This is a genomic window from Pseudomonas sp. FW300-N1A1, from assembly GCF_058789115.1.
In genome coordinates, this window is the sequence record NZ_JBYTBK010000032.1 from 41,955 (window position 1) to 60,105 (window position 18,151).

Annotated in this window: 19 protein-coding genes; 7 read left to right on the top strand and 12 right to left on the bottom strand. The window is 60.4% G+C overall.

The features are described from left to right. Positions 1-142 precede the first annotated feature (142 nt). From AC3WQN_RS19635 to AC3WQN_RS19650, 4 genes are all read right to left on the bottom strand, one after another. Entirely contained in the window at positions 143-1,975 is a 1,833-nt protein-coding gene (locus tag AC3WQN_RS19635; RefSeq protein ID WP_095145604.1) for an ABC transporter ATP-binding protein, read from the bottom strand. An 88-nt stretch (positions 1,976-2,063) separates the two neighbouring features. Then, the gene (locus AC3WQN_RS19640) at positions 2,064-2,627 is read right to left on the bottom strand and encodes a peptidylprolyl isomerase (RefSeq protein WP_103400468.1); all 564 of its coding nucleotides are present in this window, start codon (positions 2,625-2,627) and stop codon (positions 2,064-2,066) included. 3 nt (positions 2,628-2,630) lie between these two features. Then, complete coding sequence (locus tag AC3WQN_RS19645) at positions 2,631-3,434, bottom strand: alpha/beta fold hydrolase (RefSeq protein WP_103400467.1); 804 nt, start codon at positions 3,432-3,434, stop codon at positions 2,631-2,633. 14 nt (positions 3,435-3,448) lie between these two features. Further along, complete coding sequence (locus AC3WQN_RS19650; protein WP_103400466.1) at positions 3,449-4,372, bottom strand: PA3225 family LysR-type transcriptional regulator; 924 nt, start codon at positions 4,370-4,372, stop codon at positions 3,449-3,451. Positions 4,373-4,421: 49 nt separating this feature from the next. Between AC3WQN_RS19650 and AC3WQN_RS19655 the strand changes: the two genes are divergently transcribed. The 3 genes from AC3WQN_RS19655 to AC3WQN_RS19665 all read left to right on the top strand — a co-directional run bounded on the left by AC3WQN_RS19655 (position 4,422) and on the right by AC3WQN_RS19665 (position 6,576). Beyond that, on the top strand, positions 4,422-4,739 hold the full coding sequence (locus AC3WQN_RS19655) for a 3-phosphoglycerate kinase (RefSeq protein ID WP_095080227.1): 318 nt from the start codon (positions 4,422-4,424) through the stop codon (positions 4,737-4,739). Between the two features lie 152 nt (positions 4,740-4,891). Next, positions 4,892-5,491, top strand: a complete 600-nt coding sequence (locus AC3WQN_RS19660) for an FMN-dependent NADH-azoreductase (RefSeq protein WP_103400465.1) — start codon at positions 4,892-4,894, stop codon at positions 5,489-5,491. A gap of 218 nt (positions 5,492-5,709) precedes the next feature. Then, positions 5,710-6,576 carry a carboxylate/amino acid/amine transporter gene (locus AC3WQN_RS19665; protein ID WP_103400464.1) on the top strand — a complete coding sequence of 289 codons (867 nt, stop codon included), beginning with the start codon at positions 5,710-5,712 and terminating at the stop codon, positions 6,574-6,576. Between the two features lie 70 nt (positions 6,577-6,646). On the opposite strand, the gene AC3WQN_RS19670 is transcribed toward AC3WQN_RS19665, so the two are convergent. Continuing rightward, positions 6,647-7,945, bottom strand: coding sequence for a mechanosensitive ion channel family protein (locus tag AC3WQN_RS19670; RefSeq protein WP_103400463.1), 1,299 nt, complete (start codon positions 7,943-7,945; stop codon positions 6,647-6,649). Positions 7,946-8,139: 194 nt separating this feature from the next. Between AC3WQN_RS19670 and AC3WQN_RS19675 the strand changes: the two genes are divergently transcribed. Further along, the gene (locus AC3WQN_RS19675; protein ID WP_095145611.1) at positions 8,140-9,486 is read left to right on the top strand and encodes a DEAD/DEAH box helicase; all 1,347 of its coding nucleotides are present in this window, start codon (positions 8,140-8,142) and stop codon (positions 9,484-9,486) included. 124 nt (positions 9,487-9,610) lie between these two features. On the opposite strand, the gene AC3WQN_RS19680 is transcribed toward AC3WQN_RS19675, so the two are convergent. The 4 genes from AC3WQN_RS19680 to AC3WQN_RS19695 form a co-directional block, all read right to left on the bottom strand. After that, a complete protein-coding gene (locus AC3WQN_RS19680; protein WP_103400462.1) occupies positions 9,611-10,342 on the bottom strand; it encodes a DUF899 domain-containing protein in 732 nt (243 codons plus the stop codon). Between the two features lie 183 nt (positions 10,343-10,525). Beyond that, the gene (locus AC3WQN_RS19685) at positions 10,526-11,395 is read right to left on the bottom strand and encodes a DUF6279 family lipoprotein (protein WP_103400461.1); all 870 of its coding nucleotides are present in this window, start codon (positions 11,393-11,395) and stop codon (positions 10,526-10,528) included. Between the two features lie 66 nt (positions 11,396-11,461). After that, on the bottom strand, positions 11,462-12,178 hold the full coding sequence (locus AC3WQN_RS19690) for a TorF family putative porin (protein ID WP_103400460.1): 717 nt from the start codon (positions 12,176-12,178) through the stop codon (positions 11,462-11,464). Positions 12,179-12,443: 265 nt separating this feature from the next. After that, positions 12,444-12,632, bottom strand: coding sequence for a PFL_1563 family small protein (locus tag AC3WQN_RS19695; RefSeq protein ID WP_030131898.1), 189 nt, complete (start codon positions 12,630-12,632; stop codon positions 12,444-12,446). 351 nt (positions 12,633-12,983) lie between these two features. On the opposite strand from AC3WQN_RS19695, the gene AC3WQN_RS19700 reads away from it, so the two are divergent. The 3 genes from AC3WQN_RS19700 (at position 12,984) to AC3WQN_RS19710 (ending at position 15,429) form a co-directional block, all read left to right on the top strand. Then, positions 12,984-13,820: a CvfB family protein gene (locus AC3WQN_RS19700; RefSeq protein ID WP_103400459.1), complete on the top strand. Its 837-nt coding sequence runs from the start codon at positions 12,984-12,986 to the stop codon at positions 13,818-13,820. A gap of 380 nt (positions 13,821-14,200) precedes the next feature. Then, complete coding sequence (locus tag AC3WQN_RS19705) at positions 14,201-15,133, top strand: DMT family transporter (RefSeq protein WP_103400457.1); 933 nt, start codon at positions 14,201-14,203, stop codon at positions 15,131-15,133. A gap of 167 nt (positions 15,134-15,300) precedes the next feature. Then, positions 15,301-15,429: a PA1414 family protein gene (locus AC3WQN_RS19710; RefSeq protein WP_256577055.1), complete on the top strand. Its 129-nt coding sequence runs from the start codon at positions 15,301-15,303 to the stop codon at positions 15,427-15,429. A gap of 97 nt (positions 15,430-15,526) precedes the next feature. Here the strand turns inward: AC3WQN_RS19710 and AC3WQN_RS19715 are convergent, their stop codons facing one another. From AC3WQN_RS19715 to AC3WQN_RS19725, 3 genes are all read right to left on the bottom strand, one after another. Next, positions 15,527-15,778 (bottom strand): phosphopantetheine-containing protein, encoded by a 252-nt coding sequence (locus tag AC3WQN_RS19715; RefSeq protein ID WP_103400456.1) that lies wholly within the window; start codon positions 15,776-15,778, stop codon positions 15,527-15,529. A 70-nt stretch (positions 15,779-15,848) separates the two neighbouring features. Next, the gene (locus AC3WQN_RS19720; RefSeq protein WP_103400455.1) at positions 15,849-16,574 is read right to left on the bottom strand and encodes an MBL fold metallo-hydrolase; all 726 of its coding nucleotides are present in this window, start codon (positions 16,572-16,574) and stop codon (positions 15,849-15,851) included. Positions 16,575-16,662: 88 nt separating this feature from the next. Then, positions 16,663-18,042, bottom strand: a complete 1,380-nt coding sequence (locus AC3WQN_RS19725) for a sodium:solute symporter family protein (protein ID WP_103400454.1) — start codon at positions 18,040-18,042, stop codon at positions 16,663-16,665. Between the last annotated feature and the right edge of the window lie 109 nt (positions 18,043-18,151).

Sequence of the window (18,151 nt, forward strand, 5' to 3'; positions counted from 1 at the left end):
GGCGAGCGAGCTTGCTCGCGCTGGGCTGCGCAGCAGCCCAAAAACCGGTTATCGAGTGTTGTCTGAAAGCCTGCAATAGTCTTGTTGGGGGCGCTTCGCACCCCAGCGCGAGCAAGCCACGGGGGGAGCGTATGCACTCGACTCAATCGATGCCGACAAACCCTCCGGTCTGGTGTTGCCACAGCCGGGCATACAACCCGCCATGGGCCAACAGTTCGGCGTGGGTGCCGCTTTCGGCGATCCGGCCGTTTTCCAGCACCACCAGGCGATCCATCCGGGCGATGGTGGAAAGCCGGTGCGCGATGGCGATCACGGTCTTGCCCTGCATCAGGGTTTCGAGGCTTTCCTGGATCGCTGCTTCCACCTCCGAGTCCAGCGCCGAGGTGGCTTCATCCATGATCAGGATTGGCGCGTCCTTGAGCAGCACCCGGGCGATGGCGATGCGTTGGCGTTGACCGCCGGAGAGTTTGACCCCGCGCTCACCGACGTGGGCGTCGAAGCCCGTGCGGCCTTCGGCGTCCGACAGCAACGGGATGAATTCGTCGGCACGGGCTTTGTGCGCGGCCTCCCAGAGTTCGGCGTCGGTGGCATCGGGTTTGCCGTACAGCAGGTTGTCACGGATAGAGCGGTGCAGCAGCGAAGTGTCCTGGGTGATCATGCCGATTCGTTCGCGCAGGCTTTCCTGGGCCACATGGGCGATGTTCTGGCCGTCGATCAGGATCTGCCCGTCCTGCAGGTCGTACAGGCGCAGCAGCAGGTTGACCAGGGTCGACTTGCCGGCGCCGGAAGGACCGATCAAGCCGATTTTCTCGCCGGGTCGGATGGTCAGGTTCAGGTCGCCGATGATTCCGCTTTTCTTGCCATAGTGAAACGCCACGTGTTCGAAACGCACTTCGCCACGGTCCACTTGCAGGCGGGGAGCCGGTTCACGGTCGGTGACGCTGATCGGTTGCGCGATGGTTTGCAGGCCGTCCTGGACCATCCCGATGTTCTCGAAGATGCCGTTGACCACCCACATGATCCAGCCAGACATGTTGACGATGCGGATCACCAGGCCAGTGGCCAGGGCAATGGCACCGACCGAGATCAGCGACTGGGTCCACAGCCACAACGCCAAGCCCGTGGTGCCGACAATCAGCAGGCCGTTCATGCTGGTGATGACCACGTCCATGCTGGTGACGACGCGTCCGGCCAGCTGGGATTTTTCGGTTTGTTCGGCAATCGCTTCACGGGCGTATTGCTGTTCGAAGTTGGTGTGGGCGAACAGCTTGAGCGTGGTGATGTTGGTGTAGCCGTCGACAATCCGGCCCATCAGTTTGGAGCGGGCGTCGGAGGACACCACCGAGCGTTCCTTGACCCGAGGCACGAAGTAGTAGAGCGCGCCGAGGTAGGCGGCGATCCAGGTCAGCAACGGAATCATCAGGCGCCAGTCGGCCTCGGCGAACAGCACCAGTGAGCTGATCGCGTAGATCAGCACATGCCACAATGCATCCACCGCTTGCACCGCGGAGTCGCGCAGGGAGTTGCCGGTTTGCATGATCCGTTGGGCGATGCGCCCGGCGAAGTCGTTCTGGAAGAAGTTCAGGCTCTGCTTGAGCACGTAGCTGTGGTTCTGCCAGCGAATCAGGCTGGTCATGCCGGGGCTCAGGGTCTGGTGCACCAGCAGGTCGTGCAGGCCGACGAACACCGGGCGCAGGACCAGCGCGACCACTGCCATCCAGGCCAGTTCTACCCCGTGGACCTTGAAGAAGTCGGCGTTCGGTGTGCCCTGGGCCAGGTCGATGATCCGGCTCAGGTAACTGAACAGCGCCACTTCGATCAGCGCACCGAACAGGCCGATGATCAACAGCGCGGCGAAGCTCGGCCAGACCTGGCGCAGGTAATAGGTATAGAAGGGCAGGACCCGATCAGGCGGGGCCGCCGTCGGGGCGTCACGGAATATGTCGATGAGTTTTTCGAAACGGCGATAAAGCATCAGTCAAACGCCCGCGTGCGGGCTCTCCTTTTTTCGATGCGAGCGGCGCGCCGTTCCTTGCGCGGCCGCTCGGGACGCCCTGTACAGCTTAGTCGATGCGCTTGGCCGACTTGATCAGCACCGGGTCGATAGGCACGTTCTGCATGCCTTGTTTAGTGGTGGTCTGCGAGTTGACGATGATGTCGACCACGTCCATCCCCTTGACCACTTTGGCGAACACGGCATAACCGGCATCGCGTCCCGGGTTCAGGAAGTCATTGTCGGCGACGTTGATGAAGAACTGGCTGGTGGCCGAATCCGGATTCGAGGTGCGGGCCATCGACAGCGTGCCGCGTACGTTATGCAGGCCATTGCTGGCTTCGTTCTTGATCGGCTCCTTGGTGTCTTTCTGCGCCATTTGCGGGGTGAAGCCACCCCCTTGCACCATGAACCCCGGAATCACGCGGTGGAAAATGGTGTTGGTGTAGAAGCCGCTGTCGACGTAGGCCAGAAAGTTCTTGGTGCTGACCGGTGCCTTGACCGGGTCCAGTTCGATTTCGATCGGACCGTTGGTGGTCTCGAGCAATACGTGGGGAGCCTTGGTCGCTTCGGCGGCCATCAGGTTGGCGGCGAACAGGACTGCGCCTGTGGCGAGGGCGATTTTTTTCAGCATGGGTCAGTGATCCTGGGTAGTAGTGTCGACTGTGGTTAGAAATTCAAGCAGGGTCTGGTTGAAGCGCTGCGGCTGGTCCAGTGGCGTGGCATGGCGTGAATCCTCGATCACCACCAGTCGCGCATCGGGCAACAGTTTTACATAGGCTTCTTTCAGCGCCACCGGTGTGTAGTCATGGTCGGCGCTGATGATCAGGGTTGGACAGGTGACTTTCGCCAGTCGTTCCTGAACCCCCCAGCCAACAATGGCATTGAAGCTGGCGAGATAAGCACGTTTGTCGTTTTTTGCCCAGCGCTCGGCCATCTTTTGCCGCAGGTCGGCCTGTTCGGGCTTGGGGAACAGTTTCGCGCCCAGGGCCTTGCCGATGCTGCCAAGGCTCAGCAGGTGCATCAGGCCCCAGCGCTTGAACCATTGCCAGTAATCGTCTGCGGTGCGGACCTTGACTTGCGGCGCGCTGTTGACGATCGACAGGCTTTTGAGCAACCCCGGCTGGTCCACCGCCAGTTGAAAACCGATCATGCCGCCCATGGACAGCCCCACCAGGTGGGCCGGGCCCAGGTTCAGGTGTTCGATCAGCGCGACCAGGTCGGCGCTGAAGCCGGCAATGCTGTAGCGCTCCCGGGGTTTGTCGGAGCGGCCATGGCCGCGCACATCGGGGATGATCAGGCGGTAGCGGGCCGAGAGCTCGGGGATCTGCTTCTCCCAGTCCAGCGTGCTCGAGCCCAGCCCGTGAACCAGCAGCAGCGGCGTGCCGTGGCCATATTCCTCGTAGTGCAGCGTGCAACCTTCGTGTTCGAAATAGGCCATGGTGCAACTCCTTGTCAGGCTTGTTCCGGGGCGGCGAAAGGGGCTTCCAGCGGCGCGGTATCGAAGGTGCGCAGCAGCTCGATGAGAATCTGCGTGGCCGGGCCCAGGGGTTTGTCCTTGTTCGAGTACAGGTAGAAGCTGGGGTTACGGCTGCCACCCTGGTCCAACGGTAGCAGCTTGAGCAGGCCCTCCTTGAGTTCCCGTTCGATCATGTGCCGTGGCAACCAGGCAAAACCCAGGCCGCTGCCGACGAAGGTCGCCGCGGTGGCCAGGCTGCCGACAGTCCAGCGTTGTTCGGCGCCGAGCCAGCCGACGTCGCGCGGCTGCTGCCGGCCGGAGTCACGGATCACCACTTGCAACTGGCTTTCGAGGTCCTGGAAGTTCAGCTCGCGGTTCAGGCGATGCAAGGAATGCTCGGGATGGGCGACGGCGACGAACTCGACATGGCTCAGTTCCGCACCCAGGTAACCGGGAATGCTGAAACCACTGATGGCCAGGTCGGCCACGCCTTCGAGCAGGACTTCCTCGACCCCGGACAACACTTCTTCGCGCAAGCGAACCCGGCAGCCACGGCTTTGCGGCATGAAGGCGGTCAGGGCGCGCACGAGGCGGGCGCTCGGGTAGGCGGCGTCGACCACCAGGCGCACTTCGGCTTCCCAGCCTTGCTCCATGTGATGGGCCAGGTCTTCCAGTTGACTGGCCTGTTTGACCAGCTGTCGCGAGCGCCGCAGCAGCACGCCGCCGGCTTCGGTCAACACGGCCTTACGCCCGTCGATGCGCAGCAGCGGCACGCCGAGCTGGTCCTGCATGCGCGCCACGGTGTAGCTGACGGACGATTGCGAGCGGTGCAGCGCTTCGGCCGCCTGGGCAAATCCGCCGTGGTCGACCACGGCTTGCAGCGTGCGCCATTGATCCAGGGTCACGCGGGGCGCTTTCATCATGGGCTCCTCTTGTCCTAAGCTGGCAGCTTCCTTTGGAGGCTGTCGAATGAAAAAAGTCTGTTGTGCGGTGCTGGCGATGTTGCCGTTGAGTGCGTTTGCCTATCCCATCGATGTACAAAAAGAACTCAATGGCCTGGGGGTCGACTACACCACCTACGCGACCGACTACGATATGGGTTCCATCACACTGAACAACTACGGCAAGACCGACGCCGAGTGCACGGTGGTGTTCGCCAACGGCCCGGAGTCGCCCCGCACACGGCGTGTCAGCCTGGTCGCGGGGAAAAGCACCGATGTCACGGCCAAATTCAGCCGCAAGATCATCAAATTGCGCATCGGCCTGACCTGCACCGAGAAGCAATAAGCACTCAAGCGAAGCAGCTGCCCATGGCATGCTTCGCTTATAAACGAATTTATTGATGGGTTATAGCAGTTATTTGCGCTTTTTCATCGATATGACTCTGTTTAATCTCCACTCCATCGACTTACAGCATTCACCGATGGAGGCTACATCCCATGTCCCGCGTTCTGATCATCGAAAGCAGCGCCCGCCAGCAAGACTCGGTTTCCCGTCAACTGACGCAAACCTTCATCAACCAGTGGAAAGCCGCGCACCCGGCCGACCAGATCACCGTCCGTGACCTGGCGACCCACCCGGTCCCCCATCTGGACGTGAGCCTGCTGGGTGGCTGGATGAAGCCTGCCGAGCAGCGCAACGCAATCGAACAGGCAGCGCTTGAGCGCTCCAACCTGCTGACCGATGAGTTGCTGGCCGCCGACGTACTGGTGATGGCCGCGCCGATGTACAACTTCGCGATCCCCAGCACCCTCAAGGCCTGGCTCGATCATGTGCTGCGTGCCGGGGTGACCTTCAAGTACACCGAGACCGGTCCCCAGGGCCTGCTCAGCGGCAAGCGTGCCTACGTGTTGACCGCTCGCGGCGGCATCTATGCCGGCAGCACCGCCGATCACCAGGAACCGTACCTGCGTCAGGTCATGGGTTTCATCGGTATTCATGACGTCAGCTTCATTCATGCCGAAGGGATGAACCTGGGCGGTGACTTCCAGGAAAAAGGACTGAACCAGGCCAACGCCAAACTGGCCCAGGTCGCCTGATAGGTTAATCGCCTGTTAATCGCTGGATGGTCTAGTGACCTGGCGCACCCCTTCAAGGCTCTACGCGCAACGAACCTCCCTTTGCACTTATTGCTCCTGAGTGCCCTGGCCCGATTGAACGCTTTAGCGAGATCGGGCTTTTTTTTGCCTGTTGTTACCCGGCCTTCACTGTCCGTGGCAAAACCGCTATCGTCGCCGCCACTTTGGACGAGGCGCGTATGGGCTATCTGCTATTTGTCACGCTGATTCAGGCGTTTTCCTTCAGTCTGATCGGCGAGTACCTGGCCGGTCATGTCGACAGTTACTTCGCGGTGCTGGTGCGGGTACTGCTGGCCGGTCTGGTGTTCATCCCGCTGACCCGCTGGCGTTCGGTGGAGCCTGCGTTCATGCGCGGGATGCTGCTGATCGGCGCCTTGCAGTTCGGCGTGACCTACGTCTGCCTGTACCTGAGCTTCCGGGTGCTGACGGTGCCGGAAGTCCTGCTGTTCACCATTCTCACGCCCTTGCACGTGACCTTGATCGAGGATGCGCTCAACCGCCGCTTCAACCCTTGGGCGCTGGTGGCGGCATTGGTTGCGGTGCTGGGTGCGGCCGTGATCCGCTACGACCGGATCAGTCCGGACTTCCTCATGGGCTTCTTGCTGCTGCAACTGGCCAACTTCACCTACGCCGCGGGGCAGGTGCTGTACAGGCACCTGGTGGCACGCCATCCAAGCGACCTGCCGCATTATCGACGCTTCGGTTACTTCTACCTGGGCGCGCTGGCGGTGGTGCTGCCGGCCTTTCTACTGTTCGGCAAAAGCGACTTCCTGCCTGAAGCGCCGCTGCAGTGGGGCGTGTTGCTGTTCCTTGGGCTGGTGTCCACCGCACTGGGCCTGTACTGGTGGAACAAGGGCGCCTGCCTGGTCAGCGGCGGGACCCTGGCGGTGATGAATAACCTGCATGTACCCGTGGGGCTGCTGATCAATTTGCTGATCTGGAACCAGCATGAAGAGCTGGGGCGGCTGATGTTTGGCGGCCTGGTGATACTGGCGGCGGTGTGGGTCAGTCGGTTGGGTGTGCGTCAGCCGGCAAGCGCGTTCTGACATTAAATGTGAGCCCTGCTCGGATCGTTCCCGTATAGCGGGAACGATCCGAGCAGGGGGGGGAACGCTATTACTCCGTGGGCTGTTCCAGTAGCGGGAAATGGCTGGCGCCCAGCACGGCTGGTAGTACCCCGGCGCGCAGGTCATTGCCGCTCGGTTGCTGGTACAGGCTCAAGCCAAACTCCGGCAGTACCGCCAGCAGGTAATCGAAGATATCGCCCTGGATGCGCTCGTAGTCGTCCCACGCGGTGGTGCGGGTGAAGCAGTAGATTTCCAGCGGCACGCCCTGGGCGGTGGTCTGCATCTGGCGGACGATGCAGGTCATGTTCGGCTGGATGTCCGGGTGCCCCTTCAAGTACGCCAGTGCATAGGCACGGAAGGTGCCGATGTTGGTCATCCGTCGACGGTTTGCCGACATCGCCGCCACTGTGCCCTGGGCTTCGTTCCAGGCCTTGAGTTCAGCCTGTTTGCGGCTCATGTAGCCGGTAAGCAGGCGAATCTGGGTCAGCCTCTGTTCCTCGTCGTCGGTGATGAAACGGACGCCGCTGGCATCGATGAACAGGCTGCGCTTGATCCGGCGGCCACCGGAGGCCTGCATGCCGCGCCAGTTCTTGAACGACTCGGACATCAGGCGCCAGGTCGGGATCGAGACGATGGTCTTGTCGAAGTTCTGCACCTTGACCGTGTGCAGGGTGATGTCCACTACATCTCCGTCGGCACCGACTTGCGGCATTTCGATCCAGTCTCCGACCCGCAGCATGTCATTGCTGGTCAGTTGCACGCTGGCGACGAACGACAGCAGGGTGTCCTTGTAGACCAGGATGATGACGGCCGACATTGCACCCAGGCCGGACAGCAGCAAGAGCGGTGAACGGTCGATCAGGGTGGCGACGATGATGATCCCACCGAGGACATACAAGACCATTTTCGCCAGTTGCACGTAACCTTTGATCGAACGGGTGCGGGCGTGTTCGGTACGGGCGTAGATGTCCAGCAGGGCATTGAGCAGGGCGCTGATGGCCAGCATCAGGAACAGGATGGTGAAGGCCAGGGCAGCGTTGCCGAGAAAGTGCTGGGTGACCTTGTTCATCTCGGGGATCAGGCTCAGGCCAAACTGGATCACCACAGAGGGCACGATCTGCGCCAGGCGATGGAACACTTTGTTGGCGAGAAAGTCGTTGAGCCAGAACATCGACGGCTGGCGACCGAGCAACTCCACGCCGCGCAGGATGAGGTAGCGTGCCGCTCGTCCGACGACCAGCGCGACGAACAAGAGCAGCAGGAATGCCAGGAGGGAATAAATCCGCGGGTGTTGTCCCAGGGCATTCCAGAGATCCTGGGTATTGAGCCAGAGCTGTTTGAGATCCATAGGCGAAAACGATTCTTCTGTAGGATGAGACTGGTTGATTAGAGCATTTAAGACGCACCGAGATCAGGGTCCGGGACAATTCAGCGAACAAAAAAGCCACTGTTTGCGTTCGATTGCATAAAGAAACTCGGCCTATGCGCTCGAAACCGTTACCCTATGCAGCTGATTTTTTGTATTTCTTCGAGGTAGCACCCGTGTTTTCCCAATTCGCCCTGCACGAACGCCTGCTCAAAGCCGTGGCCGAGCTTAAATTTGTCGAGCCAACGCCTGTGCAGGCAGCGGCTATCCCGCTCGCGCTGCAAGGGCGTGACCTGCGGGTGACGGCACAAACCGGTAGCGGCAAGACCGCTGCATTCGTTCTGCCAATCCTCAACCGTTTGATCGGCCCGGCGAAAGTCCGTGTCAGCATCAAGACCCTGATCCTGCTGCCGACCCGCGAGCTGGCCCAGCAGACCCTGAAGGAAGTGGAGCGTTTTTCCCAGTTCACCTTCATCAAGTCCGGCCTGATCACCGGCGGTGAAGACTTCAAGGTCCAGGCCGCGATGCTGCGCAAGGTGCCGGACATCCTGATCGGTACCCCGGGGCGGATGATCGAGCAACTGAACGCCGGCAACCTCGACTTGAAAGAAGTCGAAGTGCTGGTGCTCGACGAAGCCGACCGCATGCTCGACATGGGTTTCGCCGAAGACGTCCAGCGCCTGGTCGACGAGTGCACCAACCGTCAGCAGACCATGCTGTTCTCCGCCACCACCGGCGGTTCGGGCCTGCGCGAGATGATCGCCAAGGTGCTGAACAACCCTGAGCACTTGCAGCTCAATGCGGTCAGCCAGCTGAATGCGACCACTCGCCAGCAAATCATCACCGCTGACCACAACCAGCACAAAGAGCAGATCGTCAACTGGCTGCTGGCCAACGAGACCTACCAGAAGGCCATCGTCTTCACCAACACCCGAGCCATGGCCGACCGTATCTACGGTCGCCTGGTGGCGCAGGAGTACAAGGCGTTTGTCTTGCACGGTGAGAAAGACCAGAAGGACCGCAAGCTGGCCATCGACCGCCTGAAGCAGGGCGGCGTGAAGATCCTCGTCGCCACCGACGTGGCGGCCCGTGGCCTGGACGTTGACGGCCTGGACCTGGTGATCAACTTCGACATGCCACGCAGCGGCGACGAGTACGTACACCGTATCGGTCGTACCGGCCGCGCAGGCAACGATGGCCTGGCGATCTCGCTGATCTGCCACGGCGACTGGAACCTGATGTCGAGCATCGAGCGCTACCTCAAGCAGAGCTTCGAGCGTCGTACCATCAAGGAAGTCAAAGGCACCTACGGCGGACCGAAAAAGGTCAAGGCGTCGGGCAAGGCCGTTGGCGTGAAGAAGAAAAAGACCGACGCCAAGGGCGACAAGAAGAAGTCGGCCGCCAAGGCACCGACCAAGCGCAAGATCGCCAACCGGCCGAAGACCGACGCCCTGTCGCTGGTCAGCAAGGATGGCATGGCCCCGCTCAAGCGCCGCAAGCCGGAAGCTCCGGCCGCTGAGTAACGCGCCATCGCTCGCTGACAACATGTAGCTTGCTGTCAAAAACCCGGACCCTGTCCGGGTTTTTGTTTTTCAGCGATCGGCTTTTTCTCTGCGGTGCCGGCCAGCCTCGCGCCTGTCGTTCGGGTCATGAGTGGCAGCAACTGGAGGGCGCCGGGTCTTCGTAGCGATCATGATGGCGCACCCACTCCATGATTTCGCCCTCGTTACGGCCCTTGGGTGTCAGGTCGAGGTAGTTGTAGGCACCCACCAGCAAGTCCAGGCCCCGGGCGTAGGTGGAGTAGGTGTGGAATATTTCGCCGGCTTCGTTGCGATAAAACACGCTGAGACCGGGGAGTTCTTCTTCGCTGCTGTCGGTTTTTTCGTAGTTGTAGGTGGCGCTGCCGGCCGTGACTGCTTCTGCTCGAAGCGAGACGCCGAAGTCGTAGTTGAAGTCGCAGCCTTCGGACGACACCCAGTCGAACTTCCAGCCCATACGCCGTTTGAATGGCTGGAACTCGGCGAAGGGGGCGTGGGACACAGCCACCAGTGCTACGTCATGGTGGGCCAGGTGCTGGTTGGCGCCGTCAATGTGATCGGAGAGAAAGGAGCATCCCGGGCAACCCTCGTCCCAACCCGCGCCGAACATGAAGTGGTAGATGACCAATTGGCTGCGGCCGCCGAACAGGTCGGCCAGTTTCAGTTCGCCGTCAGCGCCCTGAAACCGGTAGTCCTTGTCGATTTTCACCCAGGGCAGGGCCCGGCGTTCGGCGCTGAGTTTGTCCCGTTCCCGGGTGAAGGCTTTTTCGTGGACCAGGTGTTCGCGGCGCGCGGTGAGCCACTCTTCCCGGGACACGACGGGATGATTCTGGATGTTCATGGTGTTTTCTCCTGCCAGCGGTGGCGAAAATCGACCCGTGCTGTGGGGTTAGACCCTCTTGCACAGAGTAGTCGTCGGGTGCTGGGGGAATTCGACATACCGTCGGTCGGTACAGGGGAGCACCCGGTGCGATACGCCGGATCCGTTCACGTTGGCTGATGGGGGCTCCAGGGCGCAGACCGCTCAGGAGGTGCCCGCCGCCCTCAAGCACTTCAGTGCGTTGAACTGATCGCGCACCTTGTCGATCCGGTTCTGCAAATGCTGGCGCTGCTCGTCGTTGCTGTCGGCCATCAGGTCGACCAGCAGGGCGCGGGCCTGGACTTCGGCGTTGGCGTAGGCCTGGCGGTAGGCCGGGGTCCATAACGATTCGCGATCCACCAGCAGGGTTTCGATGCGTTGGGCAAAGTCGCTGGTGTGGCGCTGGTCCATCGCCTGGCTGAACAGCGCCTGCCAATGGGCCCGGTTGGCGATCCATAGCCGATTCTGATCGCCCAGGGCGGTGGACCAGGCGAGCACTCGCTGTTGTTGAGCCTTGTTGAGTGGGCCGAGCCAGTCGGTCAGGCGCTTGTCCATGCGTTGGCTGCGTCGCTGGATTTGTCGGGCCAGAGGCGGTTCGACGTATTTTTCCTGACGCTCGCGCACATCCTTGGCGAAGGCCAGCTTCATCTCATTGACCTGTTGATCGTTCATCCCGCGCAACAACTCGACCGCCGACGGCGTGATTTGCCGGGCGGTCCGGGCGATGGCTTGCTTGGCTTCCAGGGTGCGGGCTTGCAGGGCGGTATCGGTGACCTGACGGGTGCTGACCATTTGTCGGGTGCGGGTGAGCCAGTCCAGGTAGTCGGGCAACTGCGTTGCACAGTGCCATTGCAGGTGCTCCTCGAGACGTTCTTCGAGCCAGTCCTTTTGCTCGCGATCCATGTTCAGGTAATCGTTGAGCGTCCAGGGAATGATCGTGTCGAGGTTGCGGTAGGCCAGGTCCACGCGGTTGCAGGCCATCAGGGCAAGGCACAGGGGCAGTAGCAGACTCAGGTGTTTCAACCAGCGCGTCATGGGCCAATCCTTGCGCAAGCGTTGTTCTGGTATTTGAACGCAGGATGGACCCGGGCGTTCAGCCAATCAATAGAACCTGTGTTCGGCCTTGAAGGTGAACAAGCCATCGCATTGGCTGTTGTGCCCGGAATAGGCACTGCAATCACTGCCATTAAGGCTTGAGTCGCTGTAGATCAGGTTCAGGTCGATGCCCATCCAGGGCCGGGAGAGCTTGACCGACCAATCGTTGAAACCGCTGACATAACCGCCGTCGGCAATCGAAGCAGGAGTAAAGAGCCGGTGGGTGGTGTACTTGACGCTGAGCCCTACGCCGAACGGCTGGGTGCCACTGAGGTCGGCGAACAAGGTGCTGTTGCGCTTGTCCGGATCGTTGCTGAACGCTGCGCCGAAGCGGCTGCCCAGCAAGGTAAGGCCACCGAAAAATTCCTGGCTGTCGAGAGTGTCCAGTTGCGGGTAGCTGTAGTGGATCATGCCCACTTCATAACCCAGGGTCCGGTCGAAAGGGCGCTTGAATCCCAGATAGGAGTCGACTTCCAGGTTGCCGGCGGGCGACAGGCCCATGCTCGGGGCCCATTGACCCACATACCAGCCACTGTCATGGCTCAGGTCCAGGCCACCATGGAATGAGCCGGTGCTGGACGGCTTGACCAGGCCCTGGGCCATGCTGCGGCTAGGGCTTGTGCCTAGTTTGAGGTCATAGTCACCGAGTTCGCGCTGGAAGATCTGTGCATCGGCACTCATGCACACCAGCAGGCCGATCAGTAACGTCGTCAGTTTGAGCATGCTTCACTCTTGAAGGTGCGGCAGGCCTGGCGGTTCGTGGTGGTGGCCTCTCTACTGGAGTCGGCCTATGTCTGGAAACGCCCGGTCTAGAGCGTTAAAAGCATACCGGCGAATGTCGACGGCTGGCTACCGTTCGTCGATTGACGGGCCAAAAGTCATGGGCTTGTCGATTCGGCGGGCTGACAGCGGGAGGGAGCGGGGAGGGTTCCAGTCCTAGCGCTTCGATGCTCAAAGCGCTTAGGGACCAGGGTGACGCGAGGGGGTATTACTTTTTGCCCAGGGTAATCTGCTTGGACGGGCCGAATGTCTGGCCACTGACGCCTTTGGCAATTTGCTGGATCTCGCCACCGGATTTGAGGAAAGCAGCAATCTGGTCGTTGATCGATTCGCTGGTTTCAACGGCTGGAGCTGGCTTTGCTTTGCTGTTGGATGCTTTTACACGCATGGCGGCCATTAACCTGTAGAAAATTAACTTGGCCAGCTATCATACAGGAAATGCTTGACAATTGCTTGGTAAATATCTTCCTGGAATAACCGAGGGCGTCCGTCGACCAAGCCTAAGTTGCTCTTTGGAATGTCGCCCTAAGCTGCTGTTTTAAATAAGAACCTTGTCGTGAAAGAGCGCCTGCTTGGGGCAACGATTGCGGTGGCGGTGGCCACGACGGTCTGACGAGCGGGTCGCGGCCGGACACAAAACCCAGGAAAATCGAGCCATGCGGCGGTTTTTTTTGCGCAGGCCCTGCGCTCACCCAACGGCACGAGCAAAAACGGGTAGAATGCCGCCCAAGCAATGAGGGTATTGGAAATGGCTTTAGTCGGGCGTTACAACAGTTTGCAAGTGGTTAAACACACTAACTTCGGTTTATATCTGGACGGTGGTGCGGATGGCGAAATCCTTTTGCCCAATCGTTATATTCCCAAAGATATTCCCAGCGAAGATGAAGACTGGCTGAACGTTTTTGTTTATCTGGACAGCGATGACAAACTCATCGCCACGACAGAAAAACCAAAAGTTCAGGTCGGTGAATTTGCCAGCCTCAAAGTTGTTGAAGTCAACAGCATCGGTGTGTTTCTCGACTGGGGTCTGCCCAAGGACCTGCTGCTGCCGTACTCCGAGGAAAAGCGTCAGATGACCGCGGGTGAATACTGCGTGGTGCATGTCTACCTCGACAAGCACACCCGTCGTATCACCGCGACCGCGCGCCTGGATCGCTACCTGGATAAAACCCCGGCCAACTACACGGCTGGCCAGGAAGTCGACCTGTTGGTGGCCGAAGCGACCGACATGGGCTTCAAGGCGATCATCAACAACAAGCACTGGGGTCTGATCCACAAGAACGAAATCTTCAAGTTCATGCGTGCCGGCAAGGAAGAGAAGGGCTTTATCAAGGAAGTGCGTGTCGACGGCAAGATCAGCCTGAGCCTGCAGCCTGTGGGTGTCGAAGCGGCCACCAGCCTGAATTCGAAGATCCTCGCCAAGTTGCGCGACAATAACGGCACCTTGCCGGTCAGCGACAAGAGCGATCCGGCACTGATCAGCAGCCTGTTTGGTGTCAGCAAGGGCAACTTCAAGAAGGCCATTGGCGCACTCTACAAGGACGGCCAGATCGTCATTCACGCCGACCGTATCGAGCTCAGTTGAGCTCGATCCTCCGGCCGTCGGGCAGGGTGAACCTGACCGACGGCCGGTCTGGTTAATACTTCACCGCATTAACTGTCGCCTTGGCCAAGTACCGCAATGCTGTTCAGTCAAGGATAGGGTTGCTCAATGCACCCCCGTGGCGAGCGAGCTTGCTCGCGCTGGGCTGCACAGCAGCCCCAAAAACTATCGCCGAGTTCGCTCTGAAAGACCGCGGTCGCTTTGTTGGGGGCGCTTTGCACCCCAGCGCGAGCAAGCTCGCTCGCCACGAGTCTCACACTCGCCTCAAGCGTTTCTTGACTGAACAGCATTAGGCCAAGTACCGGGGCTTTTGTTTTCTGTCGAGCCACCGCCATGTCATTAATTGTTCGCGAGGTTTCGTGATGATTGCCACTCGGCGCAGCGCCGATGCGTTTGCCCTGCAAGTAATGGTGGGGCTGTGCCTGGTGTGGGGCATCCAGCAGGTGATGATCAAGTGGGCCGCCGCGGACATCGCCCCTGTGATGCAGGCCGCTGGACGCTCGGGAATCTCCGCGTTACTGGTGGGCCTGTTGATCTGCTGGAAGGGCGGTTGGGACCAGGTCGGCAGCACCTGGCGTGGCGGTCTGCTGGCCGGTAGCCTGTTTGGCCTCGAGTTCCTGTTTATCTCCGAAGGCCTGCAACTGACCACCGCGGCCCATATGTCGGTGTTCCTCTACACCGCGCCGATCTTTACCGCGTTGGGCGTGCATTGGTTGCTGCCGAGCGAGCGCTTGCGGCCGGTGCAATGGCTGGGAATTCTGCTGGCCTTTATCGGCATTGGCATTGCGTTTGCCGGTGGCGTGTCCTGGGACAATCTGGACCGGCGCATGTTGCTGGGCGACGCGCTCGGTGTACTGGCCGGAGCGGCCTGGGGTGCAACCACCGTGGTGGTACGCGCCTCTCGGTTGTCGGAAGCACCGGTGACCCTGACCTTGTTTTATCAGCTGATCGTCGGTTTCGTCGGCCTGTTGCTGATCGCGCTGGCCAGCGGCCAGGTGACCCATGTCCAGTTGACGGCCGTGGCGGTTACCAGCGTGCTGTTTCAGGGGCTGGTGGTGTCATTCTTCAGTTACCTGATCTGGTTCTGGTTGCTGCGCCGTTATCTGGCGGCGAACCTGGCAGTGTTTTCGTTCATGACCCCGCTGTTCGGCGTCACGTTCGGGGTGCTGTTGCTGGGGGAGAAGCTCACCCTCAACTTCGTCATGGGCGCTGTGCTGGTGCTGCTGGGGATCACCTTTGTCAGCGCCGAACAGTGGGTCCGCCGCCGTTTGCGCAAGGCGCTGGGGCAATATTGACCGGTGGCCGCGATGGGCCGGGAGCACGGCCTGTTGCAGATGATTCAGATCAATTAAGTAACAGATCTTTGCGTTCTTGGGCGAGCATTGCGTAGGAGTTAAGGCTACTATCTGTATGAAGCGTCTACAGAACCCGGTCGCTCGGCATTACCCTGAAGGGGGGCACCATGAAAGAGAAACTGCAAAACTGGCTCCATGACCTCGGTGTCGCGCTTGGTTTGATCGAACCGCCTCTGCAACCAGTGCCTATCCGCACCGACGACGATCAACGTCGACGTCAACAACGCCGCCGGTAACACGCAACACATCAGCAGGTCGCAGCCGCCCGCACCGTCAAGGTGCCGCGTGTGGCTGCGACATCGCACCCGCCTGTTTTCACTCAATACACTTCTTTCACTGTCGCCCGATGTGCTCCAGAAAGCAGATCAGGTCCTCGGCGGTGGCGGCTGACTTGAGCAGTCGATCCTCCTCATGAGTGAAGGCGGTCAGCTTCAGCTCATCTTCCAGATGAAAAATCAGCTCCTCGATGTCCTGTTTGTCCAGCCCCAGTTGCGACAGGCTGGCGTTGTCCGCGAAATCCTCACGACCGTCGAGCAAGCGGCTGATGAAGCGATGCACGGCTTCGCGAATGCCTTCTGTGTTCATGATCTTGCCCGGCTGAAGAGGTGCGTCTCCTGCGAACGTATTAATCCTTTGGTGTGAGTACAGCACAGCCTCAGCGGTGTTGACGTTGCCATTGGTCAATCATGTCGCGCAGCTTTTCCCCGGAGAAGCTTGGGAAGTGGCCGCCGTGCACCGTACGGATCGGTAGCGTGCGCAGGCGTTGCAGGCTGTTGGCGTAATCCTTGAGGTTGGAGTGGTAGGCGTCTTCAACCAAGGGGCCGTTGTAGATGATGTCGCCACTGAACAGTGTGCCGGTGGCGGTTTCGAACAGGCTTATGCCACCAGGTGAGTGGCCGGGCGTGTGAAGCACCTGCAGGGTGCGGTTACCCAGGTCGAGCACATCGCCGTCCTCAACGAAACCGGTCGCCGGTGCGGCTTTGACCCGGTACTCGGCGTAACACAGCGGGCAGTCGGGGTGCGCCTCGAACATGTCGTCGCCGACGCAGGCCCTGGACAGGGTGTTGTCGCCATCCGGTGCAGCGAGGATCCGTGCCTCGGCCGGGTGTACCAGGCGTTCGGGGAACTCGTGATGACCGGCGATATGGTCGAAGTGGCAATGGCTGGCCACGGCGACCAGCGGGCGTTCGGTGAGCCACGGCAATTGCTCTCGCAGGCTGACCAGGCCTGAGCCCGTGTCGAGCAGCAGGTCCTTGTCGCGCCCCTGGATATGCCACAGGTTGCAGCGGTAGAACGGCCGGATGTACGGCTCGTGGATCAGGCGGATAGCGTCGTTCAGCTGTTTGACTTCGAACCATTGATCGCGACTGACGATGAACATGGTGTTTTTCTCCAGGCGAAAAAAAACGGGTGCAGCAACCGACGCTGCACCCGCCGAAGAAAAGGTTCAAGCCGTTGTTGGTTTCAGCTTATATCGCGTTCGCCACGGTTGCCGGGCGACGGGATGCCAGGCTGATCACGACGAAGCTCACCAGGCCGACTGCCAGGCTGTAGTAGATCGGCGTGTTGGCATCCAGGCCATCCTTGAACATGAACACCAGGGCGGTGACGAAGCCCAGGCCCATGCTGGCGATGGCGCCGGCGGTGGTTGCGCGTTTCCAGAAAATCGCCCCGATCAGCGGGATCAGCATGCCGCCCACCAACAGGTTGTAGGCCAGGGTCAGGGCGCTGATCACGTCATTCACCACCAGGGCGATGCCCAGTACGGCAATCCCGGTCAGTGCGGTGAACAGGCGGTTGATCTTCAGGCTCGACTGTTTGCCGCCACGCAGTTTCGGCAGCAGGTCTTCGGTCAGGGTCGTGGCGGCGGCAAGCAGGCCGGCGCTGGCGGTGGACATCATGGCGGCCAGTGCCGCGGCGATCACCAGGCCACGAATACCGTCCGGCAGGGACAGTTTGACGATGGCGGCGAAGGCGTTGTTGACGTTGTCCAGGTCTGGAATCAGCACGTGTGCCGCCATGCCGATCAGGGCACAGGCCAGGCCGTAGAGGATGCAGTAGACCCCGGCGAAGGTGCCGGCGTATTGAGCGACCTTGGCGGTCTTGACGGTGAACACCCGTTGCCAGATGTCCTGGCCGATCAGGATGCCGAAGAAGTAGATCATGAAGTAGGTAATGATGGTGTCCCAGCCGATGGTGGTGAAGCTGAAGGCGGCTGCCGGCAGTTTCATCACCAACTCATCCCAGCCACCGACGCGGTACAGGCAGATTGGCAACAGGATGAACATCAGGCCCACGGTCTTGATCACGAACTGGACGATGTCGGTCAGGGTCAGGGACCACATGCCGCCGATGGCCGAGTAGATCACCACCACGCCACCACCGAGCAACACCGAAATCCAGAACGGCAGGCCGAATAGCACTTGCAGTACGGTGCCGATGGCCAGGATCGAGGTCACGCCGATCATCAGCGCGTAAGCCAGCATGATCACCGCGCTCGCGGAGCGGGCCATCGGGTTGTAGCGTTTTTCCAGGACCTGGGTAACGGTGTAGATTTTCAGTTTCAGCAGCGGTTTGGCGAGGAACAGGTTCAGCGCCACGATCCCGCAACCCAGTGCGGCGCAGAGCCAGAAACCGGAAATGCCATGCACATAACCCAGGCGCACGGTGCCCACGGTGGACGCGCCGCCCAGGACAGTGGCGGCCATGGTGCCCATGTACAGGCTCGGGCCGAGGTTGCGACCGGCGACCAAAAAGTCTTCGTTGGTCTTGGCCTTGCGCATGCCGTAGTAGCCCAGTATCAGCATCGCGGCGGCGTAGATGAGTACGACGAATAAATCCAAAGCCATGATGGCGAGTCTCCGATTGTCTTTTTTATGGTGGAACTAAGTTGCGTTATGGCTATGGGGTGGTTTTTGTGGCGAGGGAGCTTGCTCCCGCTGGGCTGCGAAGCAGCCC